General features: G+C 65.6%; 17 protein-coding genes. 5 read left to right on the plus strand and 12 right to left on the minus strand.

Features of this window, described 5'->3' with window-relative positions; translation table 11 throughout:
- The first annotated feature begins 131 nt into the window (after positions 1-131).
- Positions 132-2,051 (plus strand): LTA synthase family protein, encoded by a 1,920-nt coding sequence (locus L979_RS08380; protein ID WP_156125504.1) that lies wholly within the window; start codon positions 132-134, stop codon positions 2,049-2,051.
- An 88-nt stretch (positions 2,052-2,139) separates the two neighbouring features.
- Here the strand turns inward: L979_RS08380 and L979_RS08385 are convergent, their stop codons facing one another.
- Together L979_RS08385 and L979_RS08390 are read right to left on the minus strand one after the other, a co-directional pair.
- Positions 2,140-2,808: a TetR/AcrR family transcriptional regulator gene (locus tag L979_RS08385; protein ID WP_047691516.1), complete on the minus strand. Its 669-nt coding sequence runs from the start codon at positions 2,806-2,808 to the stop codon at positions 2,140-2,142.
- Between the two features lie 52 nt (positions 2,809-2,860).
- Positions 2,861-3,691: a hydroxymethylpyrimidine/phosphomethylpyrimidine kinase gene (locus L979_RS08390; protein ID WP_052209687.1), complete on the minus strand. Its 831-nt coding sequence runs from the start codon at positions 3,689-3,691 to the stop codon at positions 2,861-2,863.
- Between the two features lie 134 nt (positions 3,692-3,825).
- Here L979_RS08390 and L979_RS08395 point away from each other — a divergent pair, with 134 nt between their 5' ends.
- On the plus strand, positions 3,826-4,593 hold the full coding sequence (locus L979_RS08395) for a queuosine precursor transporter (protein WP_081994092.1): 768 nt from the start codon (positions 3,826-3,828) through the stop codon (positions 4,591-4,593).
- Between the two features lie 59 nt (positions 4,594-4,652).
- The gene (locus tag L979_RS08400) at positions 4,653-5,267 is read left to right on the plus strand and encodes a DUF4126 domain-containing protein (protein ID WP_047691518.1); all 615 of its coding nucleotides are present in this window, start codon (positions 4,653-4,655) and stop codon (positions 5,265-5,267) included.
- 3 nt (positions 5,268-5,270) lie between these two features.
- Here L979_RS08400 and L979_RS08405 read toward each other — a convergent pair whose 3' ends face one another.
- From L979_RS08405 to L979_RS08435, 7 genes are all read right to left on the minus strand, one after another.
- Entirely contained in the window at positions 5,271-6,194 is a 924-nt protein-coding gene (locus tag L979_RS08405; protein WP_197052112.1) for an alpha/beta fold hydrolase, read from the minus strand.
- Between the two features lie 23 nt (positions 6,195-6,217).
- Positions 6,218-7,024, minus strand: a complete 807-nt coding sequence (locus L979_RS08410) for an MBL fold metallo-hydrolase (RefSeq protein ID WP_047691521.1) — start codon at positions 7,022-7,024, stop codon at positions 6,218-6,220.
- Positions 7,021-7,521, minus strand: a complete 501-nt coding sequence (locus L979_RS08415) for an SRPBCC domain-containing protein (RefSeq protein ID WP_047691524.1) — start codon at positions 7,519-7,521, stop codon at positions 7,021-7,023. The genes L979_RS08410 and L979_RS08415 overlap by 4 nt, the downstream gene beginning before the upstream one ends.
- A gap of 24 nt (positions 7,522-7,545) precedes the next feature.
- Positions 7,546-8,820 (minus strand): tRNA guanosine(34) transglycosylase Tgt, encoded by a 1,275-nt coding sequence (gene tgt, locus L979_RS08420; protein ID WP_047691527.1) that lies wholly within the window; start codon positions 8,818-8,820, stop codon positions 7,546-7,548.
- A complete protein-coding gene (locus L979_RS08425; RefSeq protein ID WP_047691529.1) occupies positions 8,817-9,359 on the minus strand; it encodes an NUDIX hydrolase family protein in 543 nt (180 codons plus the stop codon). The genes tgt and L979_RS08425 overlap by 4 nt, the downstream gene beginning before the upstream one ends.
- 128 nt (positions 9,360-9,487) lie before the next feature.
- Positions 9,488-10,696, minus strand: coding sequence for a glycoside hydrolase family 76 protein (locus tag L979_RS08430; RefSeq protein WP_052209688.1), 1,209 nt, complete (start codon positions 10,694-10,696; stop codon positions 9,488-9,490).
- Positions 10,697-10,723: 27 nt separating this feature from the next.
- Positions 10,724-11,680, minus strand: coding sequence for a pseudouridine synthase (locus tag L979_RS08435; protein WP_047691532.1), 957 nt, complete (start codon positions 11,678-11,680; stop codon positions 10,724-10,726).
- Between the two features lie 93 nt (positions 11,681-11,773).
- Here L979_RS08435 and idi point away from each other — a divergent pair, with 93 nt between their 5' ends.
- Together idi and L979_RS08445 are read left to right on the plus strand one after the other, a co-directional pair.
- Positions 11,774-12,340 carry an isopentenyl-diphosphate Delta-isomerase gene (gene idi / locus L979_RS08440; RefSeq protein WP_047691534.1) on the plus strand — a complete coding sequence of 189 codons (567 nt, stop codon included), beginning with the start codon at positions 11,774-11,776 and terminating at the stop codon, positions 12,338-12,340.
- Between the two features lie 96 nt (positions 12,341-12,436).
- Positions 12,437-12,913 (plus strand): hypothetical protein, encoded by a 477-nt coding sequence (locus L979_RS08445; protein ID WP_047691537.1) that lies wholly within the window; start codon positions 12,437-12,439, stop codon positions 12,911-12,913.
- A gap of 45 nt (positions 12,914-12,958) precedes the next feature.
- Here L979_RS08445 and L979_RS08450 read toward each other — a convergent pair whose 3' ends face one another.
- The 3 genes from L979_RS08450 to L979_RS08460 all read right to left on the minus strand — a co-directional run.
- A complete protein-coding gene (locus L979_RS08450; RefSeq protein ID WP_081994098.1) occupies positions 12,959-17,731 on the minus strand; it encodes an ATP-dependent helicase in 4,773 nt (1,590 codons plus the stop codon).
- Complete coding sequence (locus L979_RS14635) at positions 17,724-18,518, minus strand: DUF4232 domain-containing protein (RefSeq protein WP_081994101.1); 795 nt, start codon at positions 18,516-18,518, stop codon at positions 17,724-17,726. The genes L979_RS08450 and L979_RS14635 overlap by 8 nt, the downstream gene beginning before the upstream one ends.
- Before the next feature lie 123 nt (positions 18,519-18,641).
- Positions 18,642-21,277, minus strand: a 2,636-nt coding sequence (locus L979_RS08460) for an FAD-binding and (Fe-S)-binding domain-containing protein (protein ID WP_047691539.1), incomplete at its 5' end; no start/stop codon positions are given.

Here is a 21,277-nt window from a genome sequence, read left to right on the forward strand (position 1 = left end):
ACGTCGTCATCGTGGTCGGGCTGAGTGCCAGGTGCCGTTGAGCACAAACCCGTGGCGTGGGGCACCGCGGCTGGTAACCTGACCTGCCGCAAAACCATGTGAATTCTCTCTGACGGGTATCTGTATTGACCGTGAACACCACCTCCTCGCCTGAGCAGCCCACGCAGGCCGAGCCGAGGATCACCAAACGTCGTCGCCGCGCCACCTGGCGCGGCGCAGTGCTGGGCACGTTGGTTCTGATTGCTGCCGCCATGTTCAGCGCCGTGTGGCTGCAGTACACGGTGAGCGCACCGGAGGACACTTTCAGCCAGGCCATGGAAGCTGCCAGGTACCTGGACATGTTGGTGCTCTTTGTGGTGCTGGCATTCGTGTGGGCTGTGCTCGGGCGCCTCTGGTGGACCGTGGGGATCGTGATCACCCTGGTGCTGATTGTGGGGGAGATCAACCGCAACAAGGTTGAGCTGCGCCGCGAACCGTTTTTCCCCAGTGACCTGGACTTTGTCACGGAGGCAGGTTTTGTGCTCTCCATGGTGGAAACCAGTGCCGTGGTCCTGCTGATTGTGGCCGTGGTGGCGGGGGTTGCAGTGATCGTGGGACTGGGGTCACTGGCTGACCGCTGGTTCCCGCGTCCCCGGTTACGTCGCGAAGGCGGTGGGATCAACAAGGGGTTCCTGGCCACCCGCATCGGCATCCTGGTGGTGACCGGCGCGCTGCTGGTCCATGCCGTCAACTTCAACAATCCGCCCAACATGTGGCGTTCCATGTATGAGGCCAAGGGCCCGGGCTGGACCACCTCCAGCCAGCTGTGGAACTACCGAGCCAACGGGTTCATGGGCGGTTTCCTCTACAACATGCCGATTGATCCCATGCTGCAGCCCGATGGCTACAGTGCGCAGACCATGGATGACATCACCCAGCGGTATGAGCAGCGGGCAGATGAGATCAATGCGCAGCGTCCCAACACCATGGATGACGTCAACGTGGTGGTGGTGCTCTCCGAGTCCTTCACTGACCCGTCCTGGATGGAGGGCTTTGAGCTGGATACCAACCCGGTTCCCAACACCCAGCAGACCATGTCTGAAACCCTGGCGGGCACGGTGTACGCCAATTCCTTTGGTGGGGGAACTTCCACCATGGAGTTCGAGTCCCTGACGGGGCAGCCTGTGGGCTTGTTCCAACCGCAGGTGACCTCCCCGTTCCAGATGTTTGTCAGCGAGCACGACACCTACCCCTCCGCGGTGGGCGCCTTCAACGCAACGGGGCACCACACGGTGGCCGCGCACGCCTACAACCTGCACATGTACAAGCGTTCTGACGTCTACGAAACCTTGGGCTTTGACGAGGTGATTGACGACGCCGCGATGCAGGAGAACATGCGCATTCAGGGCAACCCGTACGTGAGTGACCAGTCGGCCTACAACGAGGTTCTGTACCAGATGGACAACACGGAAGAACCGTTGTTCATGAATGTGGTGACCATGCAGAACCACGGTCCATACGGCGACTTCTACACAAACCCCATTGCTTCAGACATCCAGGATCCGGACACCGCCGCTCAGTACGGGCAGTACGCCCGGGGGTTGTCCCACACTGACACTGCCACCCAGGAGTTCCTGCAGGAGCTGCGCAACCGCGAGGAAGAAACCGTGGTGGTCTTCTACGGCGATCACCACCCGGGTGTCTACAACGATGACATTCTGGGCCAGAACGTGCCTGAGGCGCAGGTCCGCACCCCGTTCTTCGTGTGGAACAACAAGACCAATGAGGCACAGAGGGCCCCTGCCGTCACCCCCGCCATGTTCCTGCCCATGATCTATGAGGTGGCGGATGCCAAGGTGCCGCCCTACATCGCCCTGCTGGACGATGTCCGGCACACCGTTCCGGTGCCGCAGCACGTGCGGACCCTGAACTTCCGGGGTGAGGCCATTGACAGGGAAAACCTGGATGAGGCATCCATGCGGGCCTTGGATGACTTGACCATGGTGCAGTACGACTTCTCCACGGGGCAGCGGTATTCGGTGGACACCATGTGGCCAGGTGCTGACGACTGAGTCTGATGGCTGCGCCATGTGCAACAAGGCCCGCACCGGATTCCGGTGCGGGCCTTGTTGCACTTCACGTCCAGGGTAGCGCGATTCCTCAGACCGCCACGCTCAGTGCGGGGTGGGGAACCTCCAGGCGAACGGGCGAACCCTGGGCGTCGAACTGGGCGCCCAGGCCGCGTAGCGCGAACAGCACGGTGGCCTGGACATGCCGCTCATGGGCTGCCCGAGCTTCCTCTGACTGCGCCTCACGGTCTGCGGTGGCGGTGAGGGAGCTGTGCACCAGACGACCCATCTCCTGCAGGTCACCGTTGGGCAACCATCCGTCCTCGACGGCCTCCTGGAGGATGGCGGTCAGCATGCCGCGCAGCGCACCCACGTGTTCGCCCAGCTTCTGGAAATCATCCGGGGAAAGGACCGTGCGCATGGCCGGCCCCGGGGGTAGATGACGCCGGGAGAGGTCATCGATCTGCGCCCGGACGTAGATTCCCAGCTTGTCCACCGGGTTCTCCACGCCTTCCAGATCACCTTGGAGGTCAGTCATGAACCGTTCGGTTTCATCCAGGGTGTAAGCCACCAGCAGCTCACCCATGTCCGCAAAGTAGTTGTAGACCGCGGTGCGACCCACCCCGGCCGTTTTGGCCACGTGGGTCATGGTCAGCCCGGTCAGGCCCTGCGAGTACAGAAGCTGCCCAAAGGCTTCGAGGATCGCTCGCTTGGTGTGCTCGCGCTGTTCGGCATTGCTTGCCGCCTGGATTTTTGGCATGACGACATCTTAGACAGAGTTGTCACCAAAAACCCTGGGAGTGGGGTGAACGTCACCCGATAGCGCGTTCAGCCGCCAGCCCGCCCTGCCACAGAGCATCGAACGGGGCGTTGGAGGTGATGCGCTGACGGATCCCGGCGGAGACGAACTCCTTGGCCGCCCGTGCAGCTTCAAGGGGGCTCAAGCCCTTGGCCAGTTCTGCCGTGACGGCAGCAGCCATGGTGCATCCGGCACCGGCCACGGCCACATCTTCCACCTTGGGTGCGGAGAGGATTTCCGTGGTTTCGCCGTCGTGGTAAACGTCCACGGCCTCCGGGCCGTCCAAGCGGACGCCGCCCTTGGCCAGCACCACGGCACCGGAGCGTTCGTGGATGCGCTTGGCGGCCTCCTCCAGGTCCTCCACAGTGGTGATCGAATCCATCCCGGACAGGGAGAGGGACTCGAAGTGGTTGGGGGTCACAAACGTGGCCAACGGCAGGATCTTGGACTTCAGGGCTTCATCCGTGTCCAGGGCCGCGCCGGGTTCCTGACCCTTGCAGATCAGCACGGGGTCCAGCACCAGGTGCTTGGGCTTGAGCTCCTCCATGGCCTTGGCCACGACGTCGATGGTGGCCGGGGTGCCCAACATGCCCAACTTCACGGCGTCCAGGTTGTAGGCAGACGTGGTGGCTTCCAGCTGGTCAGCAATGACCTGGGGGTCAACGGGGACAAAGCGGTGACCCCAGTCGTTGTTGGGGTCAAAGGACACGATGCAGGTCAGAGCCAGGGACCCGAACACTCCCAGTTCCTGGAAGGTCTTGAGATCAGCCTGGGCGCCGGCTCCACCGGTCGCCTCGTTTCCGGCAACGGTCAGAGCAAACGGCGGGTTCGTAGAAGTAGTCATGGGCCTTATTGTGCTCTGCGGGTGTTTTTCTGACCAAGACCAGTCGACCAGTTTCGTCACCAGCTGTACGAACCCGTCCCCGGCGCTCTTGCAGGCACCGTCACCGACCCCTCACTGAAGAAAGCGGAACCACGATGTCCCAAGTTCCTTCCGAATCCGTGTCCGAGCCTGCCTCTGGGCACGCGGGCGCCGTTGCGGCACCCGCGCACACCTCCAGCAACACCGCAGCTGCCCGGTTCGCCCCGCGCACCCGAACCGCCTTTGATCAGTTTGTGGCTGCCTATGCCGTGGTGCTGATTCTGTCCAACATCGGCGCCACCAAGGGCATTGAGATCGGTCCGATCGTGACCGACGGCGGCTTTTTCCTTTTCCCCATCGCCTACGTCCTGGGCGATGTTGTTTCCGAGGTCTGGGGCTTCCGCGCGGCACGCCGCGCGATCATCACCTCCTTTGCCGCAGCACTGTTTGCCAGCATCTGTTTCTGGATCATCATTGCCTTGCCCTCCGCCTCCTTCTACGAAGGCCAGGAGGCGTTTGTCCAGGTGCTGGGCCCCGTCCCGCTGATTGTGGCCGGCTCCCTCCTGGGCTTCTTGGTGGGCCAGCTGCTCAACGCCTGGGTCCTGGTCAAGGTCAAGGAGAAGACCCGTGAAAAGCACCTGTGGGCACGCTTGATCTCCTCCACCCTGGTTGGCCAGTTCGTGGACACCCTGATCTTCTGTGCCGTGGCCGCACCCATCATCGGCATTCAGACCTTTGGCCAGTTCCTGAACTACGTGATTGTTGGCTACGTGTGGAAATGCTTGGTGGAGGTTCTGGTGATCCCGGTGACCTACGCCGTCGTGGCCCGGTTGAAGAAAACCGAGCCCTACTGGGACGGCGAGCGGCCTGAAGTCACTGCCTGATCAGTGGATTCGACCACTTGCTGACAGCGGGGGATCCGGGTGCGGCTAGTATCAGCACCATGGACGCCCTGACCGGCCTTGGCCTGGCATCTTCTGCCGGCCTCAACGCCTGGATCCCCCTTCTGGTCCTGGGACTTCTGGACCGCTACACCCAGTTTGTTGACCTTGGCCCCAATTTTGCGTGGCTCTCCAACGGGTGGGTGCTCATCATTTTTGCCGTGCTGTTGGCCCTGGAAGTGGTTGCGGACAAGGTCCCGGCCATCGATTCCGTCAACGACGTCATCCAGACCGTTGTCCGCCCCACCTCCGGTGGCATTGTGTTCGGGTCCTCCATGACCTCGGACATCGCCGGGCTCACGCTGGGTGGACAGACCGCAACGGTCACGGACCCGGAACAGTTCGTGAGCTCCGGAACCTGGGTGCCGATTGTGATCGGTGTTCTGCTTGCCCTGCTGGTCCACGGCGTCAAAGCCCTGACCCGGCCTGTGGCCAACACGGTCTCCGCCGGCACCGCCGCTCCGGTCCTCTCCACGGCGGAGGACGGTGCGGCCGTGCTCCTGTCAGTGGTTGCTGTTTTCCTGCCGGTCCTGGTGCTGCTGGGGTTGGTGGGCTTGACCATCGGCGCCTGGTGGCTCTTACGACGCCGCACGGGCCCGCCGGTTTATTCGGTGTGACCCTCAGCGGGCCATGCGTGCTTGGGTGACAGTGTCTCTGAGAAGCTCAACAAGGTCGCTGAGACCCGGTTCCTCCAGCGGGAAGTGCCCGCAGTTCTGGAGCACGGTCAACGTGGCCTTGCCGGGCAGATCCTTGAGCGTGCGCTGACTCAGCTCCATGGGGGTCCAGTCATCATTTTGTGGATGTGCCAGGTGGACGGGGACGCCCTGGGTCTTGGCCGCCCAGTGGTTGAACTGCAGGTACGAGGCCAGAAATCCCAAGGGCACCCATGCGCCACCACCGCGAGTGTCCCGCGCGCACAGCCGGCCCAGGGCAGGATCGCGCCCCATGGCTGCCAGGTTGGCAGTCCAAGAGATCTTCACCGGCACGCGTGCTACGGGTCCTCGAACCAGTGGCAGCAGCTTCATGAACGGCAGGGCGGCTCTACCGAACCGAGTCATGCAAGCGCGTGCTGGGCTGGTCAGCGGATCCAGCAGACACGTCGCCACCACCACGGTGACGTTGCCGGCCCGGGCGGAAGCTTCCACGGCAAGCAAGCCGCCGATGCTCCCGCCGAGCACAACCACGGGACGGCCGTCGTCGGTGGCCAGCAGGTAGTCACACAGCAACTCCACCCAATGGTCGTAACGGACAGCCCTTGGCCGGCTGACCCGGGTCTGCCCGTAGAGCGGAAGGTCAAGTGCGGTGATCTCCACCTCCTCATGTGCCACCAGGGACGCCAGGGGCCACAACGCCTCGGCATGTGCTCCGGCGCCGTGGACCACCACCAGCCGGACCGGTGCCTGCGGTGCGCCACTGCGGAGCAGATGAATCGCTGAACTGCGCCAGGGCCACCAGCCGTGGTCAGGTTCAACCATGTCTGCACGGCGGTGGGCGGGCAGGAACGCTGTGTAATCCGCCAGGTGTACCGGAGTTTTCCTGAACACGGCCTCTCCTCACCTGTGGGCAGTCAAGCAGACGGTGCCTGCTGGGCCAGATACTCCAGCTGGGCCTCGATGGAGCGCACTGCCGCGCGGCGCGCACCCTCTGGGACATCCGGGTAGATGCGGTCCGTGAGCAGTTCCGCATCCCGTCCCAGCTGGTCTGCTGCTGCCCGGACTTCTTCAAGACGCGCAACGCGATGTTCCCGCAGGGCAGCGCAGCTACCTGCCAGATCTCGCAGGACCTCGCCGTGACCCGGCAATCCCAACACCTCTGCGGGGCCGGAGGCCAGTGCCTCCAACCGGCCCAGCGTGGCCAGGTAGTCGGCCAGTGTGCCGTCCGGGTGATCAATCATGGTGGTGCCGCGGCCAAGGACAGTGTCACCGGTGAACACATGGGTTAGCGGGGTGCCGTCCTCGGAAATTTGTGTAACTACAAAACTCAACGAGTCCGAGGTGTGCCCCGGGGTGCGCATCACCTGAACCTGCAGACCCCCGGCGTGCAAGATCTCCCCGCCGGTCAGTGGCTCGGCATCCCGGCAGTGTTCGGCCAGGGCGGCCCGCACAGGGGCGCCGGTGCGCTGATGCAAGGAGTCGATGGCGCCAGTGTGGTCCCGGTGCCGGTGCGTCACCAGCACCAGCTCAATGCCGCCCACGGACACCAGACGGTCCACGTGCTCGGCCAGATCGGGTCCCGGATCCACCACGACGGCGCCACCGGCCCCGGAATCACCGGGGGCCTGCAGAATCCACGTGTTGGTGCCCTCCAGCGTCATGGGACTGGGGTTCTCCGCCAGAATCACGGAAACGGTGTCCGTGACAAAACGCCTGCTCACGGTTGCTCCGCCAGGTGTGCGGCCAGACGGTCCAAGGTGCTGGCCCATGCCTGACGAGCGTGTTCGTGCACCTCGGCGGGTAACGGCCCCTGGGTGAGGGTCAAACGGGTGGTGTGGGGGGCGTCGTCGTCGGAGGTGGAAGCCACTGGGTCCAACTGGCAGCGCAGCACCACCACGTGCTGACTGGGCTGGCCCAAGTGATCCGGAATGAACTCGTGAATCTCCAGCAGGCGATCTGCAACCACAGCGCCATGCCGTCCGTGAATGGGCGCGCGCTGAGCGGGGTCCTGGTCCAGGACCATGTGGAAGGATCGGGTGCCACCTTCGGTGGGGTCCAGGTCAACGGAGGCGGGATCCACCGTCCAACCCTCCGGCCCGTACCAGCGCGGCAGGGCATCCGGATCCGTTAGGGCAGCGAAGACCTGCTGTGCTGAGTGCGGCAGCTCCCGGGTCAGGGTCCAGGTCTGGTTGGCAGGTACGGGATCAAGTGCGGACATGGATCGAGCTTACGGGGTGGTGCCTCAGGGGTGGTTGCCGCCGTAGTACCGGCCCAGGGTCTGGTCCCGGTAGTCCACATAGGTTCCGTTGTTCATGGCCTCCCGGGCGCGGTCCACCAGGCGAACGGTGAAGCGTTCATTGTGGATGGAGGCCAGCGTGGCGGCCAGGCGTTCCTTGGCCTTGAACAAGTGGTGGATGTAGGCGCGGGTGTAATGGGCGCACGTGTAGCAGTCGCAGTCCGCGTCCACGGGGGTGAAGTCCCGTTTGAACCGGGCGCCCGTGATGTTGAACCGACCTTCAGGGTGATACACGGCCCCGGTGCGGGCAACCCGGGTGGGGGAGACGCAGTCAAAGGTGTCAGCACCGGCTTCAAGGGCCACAAAAATGTCATTGGGCTCGGAGATCCCCAGCAGGTGACGGGGCTTGTTCTCCGGCAGTTCCTCCGCACACCACCCCACAATGGTGCCCAGGTTCTCCTTTTCCAGGGCCCCGCCGATGCCGAAGCCGTCGAAGTCCATGGCACCCAGATCCTGGCAGGCCTTACGCCGCAGGTCTTGGTACTGGGCCCCCTGAATCACGCCGAACAACGCTTGGTAGGGGCGGTGGGAGCGAGCTTCCGTGAGCACCTTGTGCTCGGCGATGCAGCGCATGGCCCACAGGCGCGTGCGTTCCAGGGCTTCTTCCTGGTAGCCGCGCGAGTTGTGCAAGGTGGTCAGCTCGTCAAAAGCGAACATGACGTCCGCACCGATCCCGTGCTGCACCTTCATGGAGATCTCTGGGGTGAACCGGTGCTTGTCCCCGTTGAGATGGGAGATGAACGTGACGCCGTCGTTGTCCACGGCGGCCAGGCGTTCTTTGCCGGCGGCGACGTCGTCGTCCCCCACCGTCCCCGCTGCCGCAGCGGTGGACATGTTGATGACCTTCTTGAACCCGGAACCCAGGCTCATGACTTGAAAGCCCCCGGAATCCGTGAAGGTGGGGCCGTCCCAATTCATGAACTGCCCCAGGCCACCGGCCTCATCCAGGAGGTCATGACCGGGACGCAGGTACAGGTGGTAGGCGTTGGCCAACAGGGCTTGCGCGCCCAGCTCCTTCATGGACTCCGGGAGCACGGCCTTGACCGTGGCGGCCGTGGCCACGGGGATGAATGCCGGGGTCCGGATCTCACCGTGTGGCGTGGCGATGGTGCCGGTGCGGCCCAACCAGGGGCCGTTACGACCGTCCGGGCGCGGTGTGGTCTCCTCCAGGCGGTTCTGGATGGCGAACCCGAACGTGGAGCGTGCGATCTCCCAGCTCATCGGCCCCATCCCACGTGGGCCAGAGCCTGCTCGATCAACCGGCCACGACCCCCTGCAAACTCAGCCTGAACATCCGTGCTGAGCGCCTCCTCCGGGGTCAGCCAGGACAGCTGCAGGGCGTCCGCGCGCGGGGAGCACTCACCGCGCAGGGCCACCACGTAGTTCAGGGCCACGGCGTGCTGCCGCTCATCCGTGAAACCAGTCTCCGAAGGATGCGGAAAGTACTCCGTGACGGAGAACGGCACGGTGGAAGGCGGAAGCTGCGGCATGGCCAACGGCCCCAGGTCCTTTTCCAGGTGACGCAGCAGCGCTGCCCGGATGGTCTCCCGGTACAACACCCGCCCGGAGACCAACGCCCGCTCCAACTCACCGGTGGCGTTTGGCTGCAGCAACAACCCCACGTCCGTCACACACCCCAGCGGGTCCAGCTGCACGGGCACGGCCTGGACGTAGACCATGGGCAGACGACGCCGCGCCTCACGGAGGTCATCCTGGTTGAGCCAGCCTGGGTTGGGGTCCGGTGTGCGTACGGAACTCATGGTTGTTTTCTACCTCATCCATCCGGGGCGTCAACAGCACTCCCGGGCCGTTCAGCGATCAGCGCACGACGACGCCGCCCACCTCGGCTTCCCAAGGAATCTTCCCGTGGACAACCGCGCTGGCCGTTTCACACCGTGGCCTCCAGGCGCGCTGCTGCTTCCAGGGCGGTCCATGCTTGGACCTGGGTGCCCAGTTCCACGGTGCGACCCACCGGCTGGGCGGTGTCCGCGTGATCCAACGGGTTGGGGGAGAAGATGGCCACCACCCGGGCGGGATCCGGTTGAGCCTGGGGATCGTTGAAGTCCAGGTCCGGATCAAACTCCCGGCGTCCGGCCCAAAAGGCATCCGCGGTGTCCAGAACCAGGCGGCAAGCCGTGGCGCGATCCTCCGGGTCCAAGGCCTTGGACTCAGCGGCTTCTGCCAGGTAGCGCACCAGGATGCCGGTGAACAACCCGGCGTCCCCGGAGCCGTGGGTCTTGAGCACCCGGCGGTTGCCCATGTCCCGACCGAACTCCTTGTCAGCGCCGGCAATGATCTGTGCCGCAAATGTGGCCCACCGCTTGGCCTCAGCTCCCGTGGAGGTCTGCGCCAACTCAACGGCTGCCGCCAGGGCCGGACCGGAGTTGTAGGTGTAGACGGCTTCTTCCAGCTTGGTCCCGGTGGAGCCGTCGTCGTCGGTGACGATGTTGATGCCGTCCTTGAACACTCCCTTGGAGGCATCCCACAGGTGGCTTTCCAGCCAGCTCAGCAGGCTGGCGCACTCCTGGGCGGCGTGGGTGCGCACCGCAATCAGCGCGGCGGGACCCGTGGTGGCGGTGTTCTTGTAGGTGCGCTCGCGGGTCCAGAACACGCCGCCGTCCAAGTCACCCGTGTGGGCATCGCGGATGGCCTTGAGCAGGTCGGATCCGGCCTTGGTCAGGTGGCGGGTCTTGCCGCCGGCGTCCTCCTCCAGGTGGCGGAAACGGCCCAGGGCCAGCATGAGCCAGGACATGTCGTCGTAGTAGTTGTTGAACACCACCTGGCCGCCGCTGCGCAGGGCGATGGAGCGCAGCAGACGGTGGGCACGTTCACGTGTGGGTCCAGCGTCCTGGCCTGATGTGGCCTCCCGCTGGGCGGCATCCACCAGGGCGTCCAACAGGTGTGCCTGCCACCAGTAGTGCCACTTGGTGGAGAACTGCGTGGGGTGCGGGAACCCCACCGCACCGATCCACGTCCCCGGAATCCCGAACAGTCGTTCGCCAAACAGGGACTGCACGGACCGTGCGGCCAGGCCTGCACGTTCGCGGCGGTCTGCGTTGGCGCCGGTGATCAGAGAATGGGCGGGGTCGTGACTCATGGGGCTCCTCGGGCGGATCAACGCCGGTCAAGCGTTGGACGGCAGTGGGTGTGGATCAAGCGTAGTCAGCGTGCGGTTGCTGATGAAGGTCATCTCATCCCCGGTGACGGGGTGGCGGATGCTCAGGCTGCGCGCCAGCAGTTGCAGGGGCTGGGCAGTGTCCTGCTCCTCGGGGGCGATGATCTCCGGATAGAGGGGATCCCAGCGGATGGGGGTACCCGCTGCGTTGAGATGCACCCGCAGTTGGTGGGTCTGCCCGGTGCTGGGGTGAAGACTCAGGGCGGCCCAGGCGCCGTCGTGATCCGTCCAGGGCTGGGGGAGAAGCGGCTGCATCCGCGTGACCGCATTGGCCGGGCCGTCCACCTCTATTGCTTGCAGGCTACCGGCGGGTTTTTCGATCCTGCTCTCCCGGATGGCGGGCAGGTCCGCGAGGCTGCGGTCCGGGGGTAGATGGACCACGGCCTCGTAGCTCTTGCGGGTGTGGCGGTCCTGGAACTGTCGTTGCATGCGACCGCGGACGGCCCGGTCCCGGGTGAACAGCAGGACGCCCGCGGTGAGCCGGTCCAAGCGGTGGGCTGGTGCCAGATCGGGTTCCTGCCGGATGTGCCGCAGCAGGCTCAGGGCGGTGTTGCGCACGTAGGAGCCTCGCGGCGTGGTGGGCAGCCCGTGGGGTTTGTCCACCACCAGAAGATGGGCGTCCTCAAAGATGACGGGCAACTCCCGTGGCACATCAGGTTCCGGAAGGGCTGGGCGGTGATACCAGACGGCCCGACCGGCACAGGGGTCTGCTGCGCGGACGGGAACTCCTGAGTCATCCACCATGGCGTTCGTGGCGAACAACCGTGCCAAGTCCTGTGCGGAGCGCGGGAATCGGGACAGCAGGTGCGCCTCCACGGACTCGGTGGTGCCCGGCAGCAAGACCCGCACGGCATCCACTCCCGCACGCTGCGGCAGCGGGGAGGTGGGACGACGAAGGCGGGACACGTGACGATCCTGTCATGGCTGCGCATGAACTCCGCACCCTCTAGGGTGAGGGGGCAGGCCCAACGGCAGACGTCACCGGGCAATGGAGGAACCGTGCCTACACCAGCCGAACCCGCAGCCGAGCAGGTGGTGCTGCTGGATCCCCACCACCAGCCCATCGGTACCGCGCCCAAAGCAAACGTCCACACCACTGACACCCCGTTGCACCTGGCCTTCTCCTGCTGGGTGGTCAACGACGACGGTCAAGTGCTGCTCACTCGCCGTGCCCTGAGCAAAAAGACCTGGCCGGGGGTCTGGACCAATTCGTTCTGTGGCCACCCCGGTCCCGGTGAGGACTTCCAAGATGCCATCACGCGGAGGGCTGCTCAGGAGTTGGGAATGGAGATCACCAACCTGCAGGAAGTGCTCCCAGACTTCGCCTACCGAGCCGTGGATGCCTCCGGTGTGGTGGAGAACGAGTTCTGCCCGGTCTGGGTGGCCCAAGCCGCCAGTCAGCCGCGTCCTCAAGCCTCTGAGATCGCCGAGTTCACATGGGTGGATCCCGCTGACCTGCTGGTGGCCTCCCGCGGTTTGGCGCGGGTGTTCAGTCCGTGGCTGGTGGAGGAGATCGCCGAGCCACCATTGCAAGATGCTTTGGCGGTGGGTAGCTCCGAGGCCTGAAAGCGGGGAAGTAAGAGTCTTCGCTCCTAGATGATTCGTGGCATCAGAGGCGGGCATTCAGTAGCGTTGAAGCACCAACGGAAAGGGTGCTTACCAATGACGGCCAAGACCATCGAAACCTACTTGCAGGACCACTACGCCGGCTCCACCGCGGGAACAGATGCCTTCCGCCGCGTGGCCGACGGGCACGGAGACCCGGAGGTGCGCTCCGCCGTGGAACGCATGGCAGGTGAGATCGAGCAGGACCAGGAAGCCCTGGAGGCCATCATGGCCGCCTTTGGTGTCAAGGCCGACCACCTCAAGAACCTCCCGGCCAAGGTGGGGGAGAAGGTGGCGCGCCTGAAGCTCAATGAGCGCATCACTAAGCGTTCTCCGCTCTCCGATGTCCTGGAACTCGAGGTGCTCAGCGCCGCTGTTCACACCAAGTCCCTGGGCTGGCGCCTGCTCATGGAGGTCCCGGACTCCCGTCTGGACCAAACCCAGCTGGAAGATCTCCACAACCGGGCCGAGAACCAACAGGAGGAGCTTGAACGTCTGCGGCTGAAGCAGGCCCACAAGCTGGCCCAGGCCTGAGAACTGCCCACCCCCGGGGCTGCGCACCGGGGGAGAGGGAGGACCTCACACCCCTCGGCGCAATCGCAGACCCTTGGGTGTGGTGGAGAACCCTGCGTGCACCAGCGCGTCCCGCACGGCGGTCTCCAGGTCTCCTGCACCCAGCACATGACGGCCGTTGATCTTCTCCACGGACAACTTCTCCGCAGCTCCGGCGTGCACCAGATCAACCACGGCGGGTGCACACAGCCGGATCAAGGCGGGATCGTCCTGGAACACCAGGACGGTCCTGCCGCCGCGCTCGAAATAGAGCACGGGGGTGCCGTCCACGGAGACCACCACGGCACCAGCTTTACGGCCCGGTCGGTGGCGTGTGGCAGCGTCGTCGTCCGGGGAAGCCAAGACCTGCGGCCAGGGAAGCGTTGCGCCCCACGGGTTGGCGGGGTCGGTGGCGGCCAGAGCCAACACGGAGGGCTCGCGGGGTGTGGTGCGTGCTTGCTCGTCATCGGCAGAGGTGCGCAACCGATCCACCGTGGAGGACTGGGCGAACTGGGCGGCCCCCAGACCCTCGATGAAGTACCCACGCCGCGTCTGCCCGGCGTCCTCCAGTGCCGTGAGAACACGGTAGATCCCGGAGAACCCACCGGGCAGGTCCTCCGCTTCCACGGCACCGCGGGTCAGCACTCCGTAGCGGTCCAACAACAACTCAGCCCCGGCACTGGCCCGCACCGTGGCCTCCAGCGGCTCCGGCGCCACCAGAGACCACCGGCCCGATGACTGCAGCTCCGCCGCCGAACGCGGCCCACTGGCCCGAGCACCTTGCTGGCGAGGCCGCAACCGTGCGGCACCCCGGCGTCCGGCCGAGCGCGCCACGGGTGTGCGTGCCTTCTGTTTGTGTGCCCCGCCGCCACCGGCCACCAGGGAACGCACAGGGGCAAAGGTGTCATTGGTGATCAGCCCTGCCCACACCAACTCCCACAAGGCCGTGGTCAGGTGCGGCATGGTGACCTGATGCCCCCGGTCAGCAAGGGCCGGAACCAACTGGTGACTGAAACGCGCGGCACCATCGGCCAGAACCTCCAACACAGTGGCCTGGAGCACGTCCGTGATCCCCGCAGCGGTGGCTTTCAGCTCGGCCCGTGGCGGCAGCGTCAGCTCCTGGGACTCGGCCAGATGCAACGCCAGCCAACCGTCATCCCCGCTCAGGGAACCGGCACCGGACCACAGGATCTCCCCGGCCGCCAGTTGCTCATCCAGAAGATCGGGGGAGTAATCGCTGATCCTGGCGCGCAACACCAGAGGCTCCAGCGCGGAGGCAGGCAGGGCCAGCCCACCCAGCTGGTCCACCACGGTCAGCAGACCGTCCGCCCCACGCAACCGGGCATCGGAACCCACGTACTGCCAGGGCGGCAGGAACCGGGCGTAGACCTCCGGCGCCACGGGCTCCACCTGCTCCCGCAGTGCAGCCAGGGAACGACGCCGGATTCGGTGCAACACCTCTTTGTCACACCACTCCGTGTCCCGGGTGTGTGTTCCGGCCGGGAGCATCTCCAGCGGACGGAACTCGCCCTCCACCACACGGCGCTGGGCGGCCAGCTTCTCCAAGGTGGAATTGACCACTGCCACCCCCAGGCCCGTGGCCGCTGCTGCCTCCTGGGCCGTGAACGGTCCGTGGGTTCGGGCATGGCGGCCCACAAGATCTCCCACAGGGTCTGCCACCGGTTCCAAGAACGTCACCGGGACGCCGTGCGGGATGGGGGCGCCCAGGGCATCACGTAACCGGGCGGCATCCTCCACCGCCGCCAGTTTCTCCACCCCGGCCAGCCTGACCGTGAACGCGCGGTTCTCCCGGGATAGTTCCTGGGCCCACTGCTGAACGTCCTCACGGGAGGCCGGGTGGGGGTCGTCGTCGTGGTGTTGGGGGTGGTTCAACCGCTCCGTTGCCTGTTCCACGGTCAACGGGCCCAGCAGGCGCAGCAGATCAGCCAGACCCTCAGCACCCTTCAACCGGCGGTTGGGGGCCGTGTACTGGAGTTCGGCCTCCGTGCGGGTGATGACGGCGGCATCCAACAGCTCCCGCAACTGGGCACGCCCCAGCAATTCAGCCAAGAGGTCCGTGTCCAGGGACAGGATGGCTGCCTTGCGCTCAGCCAGTGGGGAGTCGCCCTCATAGATGAACTGCCCCAGATAGCCGAACAGCAGGGTCTTGGCGAATGCCGACGGTGACTCCGTGGTGGTCTCCACCACCCGGATGGTGCGCCGGTTGATCTCCCTGTGGATCTCCTGCAGCGCGGGGAGGTCGTAGACGTCCTGCAGACATTCACGCACGGTTTCCAACACGATGGGAAACTGCGGGTAGCGGCGGGCCACGTCCAAGAGCTGCGCGGAACGCTGACGCTGCTGCCACAGGGGGGTACGTCTGCCGGGATCGCGGCGGGGCAACAACAGGGCGCGGGCGGCGCACTCCCTGAACCGAGAGGCGAACAACGCGGAGGAACCCACCTGCTCGGTGACGATCTGATCCAGTTCATCTGGGTCGAACAGAAAGATCTCTGCCCCCGGGGGATCCTCGTCCGTCAAGGGAATCCGCAGCACAATGCCGTCGTCGGAGGCCTGAGCGGCACCGTCCAGACCCCAGCGTTCCTCGATCCGGGCACCCACGGCCAGTGCCCACGGGGCATGAACCTGCAGTCCGTACGGGGAATGGAGGATCACCCGCCAGTCCCCGAGCTCATCCGGGAAGCGTTCGATCAGCAGCGTACGGTCCGAGGGCACGTGGCCCACGTTCTCCTTCATCTCTGCCACGTAAGCCTGAAGGTTCTCCCGGGCCCACTGATCCAGACCTGCTGCCGTGAGCCGGTCCGTGGAGGTGGACTCGGCGGCACCGGAGATCTCCCGCAGGAACGCACCCTGGGCGCGTCCCAGCTCCACAGGCCGGCCCAATCCGTCACCGTGCCAGAAGGGGAGTTTTCCCGCCTGCCCCGGAGCAGGGGTCACGGTCACCCGGTCATGGGTGATCTCCTCGATCCGCCAGGAGGAGGCGCCCAGCGCGATCACATCCCCGGTGCGGGATTCGTAGACCATTTCCTCGTCCAGCTCACCCACCCGTTTGGGGGCTTTGTCCTCCGGGCTTCCGGCAATGTGGACCGGGAACAGGCCCCGGTCCGGGATGGTGCCACCGGAGGTCACTGCAAGACGTTGGGCCCCGGGCCGGGCCGTGAGCGTGCCCTCATCCCGGTCCCACACCACGCGCGGTTTGAGTTGGGCGAATTCATCCGAGGGGTAGCGCCCGGACACCAGGTCCAGCACGGCCTCGAACGCGCTGCGCGGCAAGCCCAGGAACGGTGCACTGCGGCGCACCGTGTCCCACCAGTCCTCCACGCCAATGCTCTCCAGCGCGCACGCCGCCACGGTCTGCTGCGCCAGTACGTCCAGGGGGTTGGCGGGAATGTGCAGGGACTCCACCCGCCCGGCCAACATTTGCTCCACGGTCACCGTGGCATCCAGCAGGTCCCCGCGATGCTTGGGGAACAGCCGCCCGATCGACACCTCACCCACCTGGTGACCGGCTCGCCCCACTCGCTGCAGCCCAGAGGCCGCTGAGGGCGGGGACTCGATCTGAACCACCAGATCCACCAGGCCCATGTCGATCCCCAACTCCAACGAGCTGGTGGCCACCACACACCGCAGCTGCCCGCTCTTGAGGTCCTCCTCGATCAGTGTGCGTTGGTCCTTGGACACGGAGCCGTGGTGGGCCCGGGCAAGCACCGGTGCGGCGCCGTCGTAGCGCCCGTGCTGGCGGGACGGTTCGGCAGCCCCTGGATCCTGCGAGTGTTCCACCCGGAAGGCGTGGATTTCATTGAGCCGGGCCGTGAGTTTCTCCGCCAGACCCCGGGAGTTGGCAAACACGATGGTGGATCGGTGGGCCTCCACCAGATCCACCACCCGCTCCTCCACGTGCGGCCAGATGGAGGCCACGTTGGCGGGTTCATCCTCCACCGCGGCGTCCCCGAACGGTGTTCCCCCCAACGACGACGACGCACTCGGTCCGCCCAACACCGTCATGTCCGGAACCGGGACGCTGACCGTGAGATCCCACTGCTTCTGGGACTGTGGGCGCACCACAGCCACGGGTTCACGCCCACCCAGGAACCGGGTGACGGTCTCCACCGGTTCCACGGTTGCGGACAACCCGATGCGTTGGGCCGGCTTTTCAAGCAGGTGATCCAGGCGCTCCAGGGACACCGCCAGGTGCGCGCCACGTTTGGTCCCGGCCACCGCGTGGATCTCGTCAATCACCACGGTCTCCACCTGCTCCAGGGCGGAGCGGGCCTTGGAAGTCAGCATCAGGTAGAGGGATTCCGGGGTGGTGATCAGGATGTCCGGCGGGGACGCCACCAGGGCGCGACGAATGGCCTGCGGGGTGTCACCGGAGCGCACCCCGGTGGAGACCTCCGGCGGTTCCAGGCCCATGCCACGCGCGGTCTGGGTGATGCCGATCAACGGGGAGCGCAGGTTACGCTCCACGTCCACGCCCAGGGCCTTCAGCGGGGAGATGTAGAGAACTTTGGTGCCCTGCCCGGCCGGTGTGCCTTGCCCGGGTTCACCACTGCTCATCAGGCGATCAATCCCCCACAGAAAAGCGGAGAGGGTTTTGCCCGACCCGGTGGGGGCCACCACCAGAGTGTGCCGGCCATCAGCAATGGCGTTCCAGGCGCCGTCCTGGGCTGATGTGGGGGCATTGAACGCTCCGGTGAACCACCGTCTGGTGGGTTCGGAGAACCGATCCAGGGCGGTGGCGTGGGTGGGTTGCTCAGGTTGCTTGGGCTGCTCAGGCACCAAAAGCCTTGATCTCCAGTTGCATGATCTTGGGATTGCCGCACGCCTGGGTCTGGTACGGGACGGTCAGAGCTTCCGTGTTCTCCGGCGGGTATATCACCAAGTGATCAGAGGTGTGCGCGTTGCACACCTGACCGTAGTTGTTGGCGTTGCCTTGCTTGAGAGCGGCGGAGGCAGATCCACCGGGCAGGACCGTCACGGTTGCCCCGCTGCCACCGGCCCGTTCTGCCGGTACACCGATCATGGCGCCGTTTCCATCGGCAAAGGAGACGCCGGGGAAACCGGAGAGCTTGCAGGCCTGATCGGACTCATTTGTCAGGCTCAGCGCCAGGATGGTGGAGCCGGTTGCACCTTCCTGCGGGGACACCGTGGCGCTGAGGTGCTGGGTGGTGCAGTTCTCCACCGAGGCCACAGCACCTCCCTCAGCGGCACCAGGCGGTGCAGTGGTGGTGGGCCGTGAAGTTGCACCACCGGAATCGGACTCCGAATGCTGTTCAGCAGTGGCGGACGGGGCCGGAGTCGATTCCGGTGCGGCGGAAGCCGGGGCATCCGGCGTGGAGGTCGCTTCAGCAGGTTCCTGGGCGGGGGTGCTCCCAGTGGCTGAGGCTTCCGGGGAAGCCGTGGAACCGGACTGAGTTGGTGAGGAACCTTCAGTGGTCCCCGTAGGGGTTTGCGCGGTGGTGGCAGGAGCGCTGGCATCCTCCGAACCCGTGCCGCAGCCGGTTAAGGCCAAGAATGCAGTCAGCGCAACGGCAGAGAACATTAGGCGGTGCTGACGAACAGACATGGCGGGCTCCTGTGGGGGGACAGGTCCGGAGCTACCCGGAACGGTTGGCAGCGCACGGTGTGTGTGCTTGCTCTCATCCTAGGGTTGGGCTCGGACAACACAGTGGCCGCGCCAGCACCGAACTCACCGGGGCGGCAGGGCCGCCCGCAGCACCTCCGCCAGCGTCAACCCCTCGGCATCCGTGCCCTGGGAGATCTGGGTACGGCAGGAGAACCCATCGGCCAACACCATGGTGCCGTCAGCTGCGGCACGGATCTTGGGGAAGAGCTCCCGCTCGCCCAGGGTCTGGGAGACCTCCAGGTGGCCGGGCTCAAAGCCGAAGTTGCCCGCCAGCCCACAGCAGCCACCGCCCACCATGTCCACGTCCACTCCCAGCCGATCCAAGACGGCGAGTTCGGGGTCATAACCCAACATGGATTTCTGATGGCAGTGCACCTGGCACACGGCCTGGGCGGATTTTCCCTTGACCGTGAGCTTCTGGAACGGCCAGTCCCCGCCGGCATCCACGTGATCAGCCACGAACTTGCCCAACGTCACGGTGCGTTCAGACAGCGTCTTGGCCCGCGGATCCCCAGGCAGCAGCTCGGTGATTTCATCCTGCAGCATCACCGTGCAGGAGGGCTCCAGGCCAATCACCGGGTAACCGGCCTCCAACAGTGGCTCCATGACACCCAGGGTGCGGGCAACCTCGCGTTTGAGGGCGTCCAGCTGACCGGTGGAATGCCAGGTCATGCCGCAGCACACGTCCCCCATGGGCATGAGCACCCTGTAACCCATGGCCTCCAGGACCTCAACGGCGGCCTTGCCGGGGCCATCGCTCATGAAGTTGGTCCAGGAATCCGGCCACAACACCACGGAGGGGCGGCCCTCAGGGTCCTCACCGGGTTGCAGGTCCTGACCGGCTGCCTTGGCACGGTTCTTGAACCAGGAGGCCAGTGGCCTATTGGCAAAAGTGATCATCTCCCGCTGGGTTTCCACCCCGCCGAGCTTCATCACGGTTTTCTGCAACGGCTTCACGTCCATGGCGGCATTGGCCACGGCCGGGATGCCGGGAACCACGTTCATCAACCGGGCAAGGACCGGCAGCCAACCCATCACAGCGTGAGCCATGGGGCGGCGGTTGCGGCCCACAAAGCTGCGCAGGCCCTCACCGTAGTGGTGGTGCAGGAATTCGGACTTGTAGGTGGCCATGTCCACGTTGACCGGGCACTCGGTGGCACAAGCCTTGCAGGACAGACACAGGTCCAAGGCCTCCAGGGTCTCCTTGGACTTCCACCCGTCCTTCAAGTTCTCCCCGCGCAGCATCTCCGCCAGGGAACGCATACGCCCACGGGTGGAGTGGACCTCGTCCTTGGTGGCCACGAATGACGGACACATGGCGCCGACGTCGGACCTGCACGCACCCACCCCCACACAGCGGTTCAGCGCACCGGCAACCGACCCGCCGTCGTGACTGAATGCGTGCACCGGGGTGAGGTCGAATTTCCGGGCACCGGGGCCAGGGCGGATGCCTTGATCAATCGGCTCCGGATCCGCCAGCACACCCGGATTGAACAGCCCGTCCGGGTCGAACGCACGCTTGAACTCGCGGAAGGCCTGCAGTGCCTCAGGCGAGTAGATGGTGGACAGCAGCGCGGAACGGGCACGGCCGTCACCGTGCTCACCGGAGACCGAGCCGCCGTAGCGGTGCACCAGTTTGGCGGCGCGGTCAATGAACGTCCGGTAGACCTGGACCCCGTCCTCGGTGTTGAAATCAAAGGAGATGCGGACGTGCACACACCCCTCACCGAAGTGCCCGAACGGGATGCCGCGCAGGTCGAACTCGGCCAACAGCGCGTACAGGTCCCGCAGATAGTCGCCCAGGTGCTGCGGGGGGACGGCGGAGTCCTCCCAACCGGGCCACGCCTCACCGCCGTCGGGAAGCCGCGTGACAATCCCGGCGCTGGCCTCCCGGATCCGCCACAGATTGCGTACCTCTTGGGGATCGGTGACCACGACGGCGTTGCGCACGCTCACCGATCCTGCTGCATCCACCAGTCCCCGCAGCTCATGCGCGCGTGCCTGGGCAGCCTCAAGCGTGGCGCCGCCGACCTCGCAGTAGAGCCAGCCGTTGCCTTCCGGCAGCTGCTCTCCAGCGTTCTCCTGGCCGGGGCGCGTGCGCAACGCATCCAGCAGGTCCCCACCCATGCCTTCAATGGTGGCCACGTCCTTGACGCGCAGAGCCGGTGCGGCCGTTGCGGCGTCAAAGGAGTCGTCAAAGCTGAGCACTGCCAGGGCCGTGTGGGCGGGCTTGCGCACCAACTTGACGGTCATGCGCGTGATGATCCCGCAGGTGCCCTCCGTGCCGGCGAATGCCTTGGCGGCATCAAAGCCGTTCTCCTCCAGCAGGTAGTGGAGTCCGTAGCCGGAGACCTGGCGGGGGAACTGACCCAACTCGGTGCGCAACATGGCACGGTGGTTGTCCCTGATTCCGGTCAGGGTCTGTGTCAGCGCGGGTTCGCTGGTGTCCCCGGCGGACAGTTCCACCTCCCGGCCGTCGGCCAGCATCACGGTCACGGCCACCAGGTTCTCAGCGGAGGTTCCCCAGGCCACCGAGTGCGAACCACAGGCGTTGTTGGCCACCATCCCGCCGATCGTGCAGCGGCTGTGGGTGGACGGGTCCGGGCCGTAGGTCAACCCATGCGTGGATGCAGCATCACGCAGCTGATCGCAGATCACGCCAGGTTCAATCACGGCGGTCTGGGCCTTCGGGTCAATGG

The organism is Kocuria sp. ZOR0020 (genome assembly GCF_000800955.1).
Lineage (GTDB): Bacteria > Actinomycetota > Actinomycetes > Actinomycetales > Micrococcaceae > Kocuria > Kocuria subflava.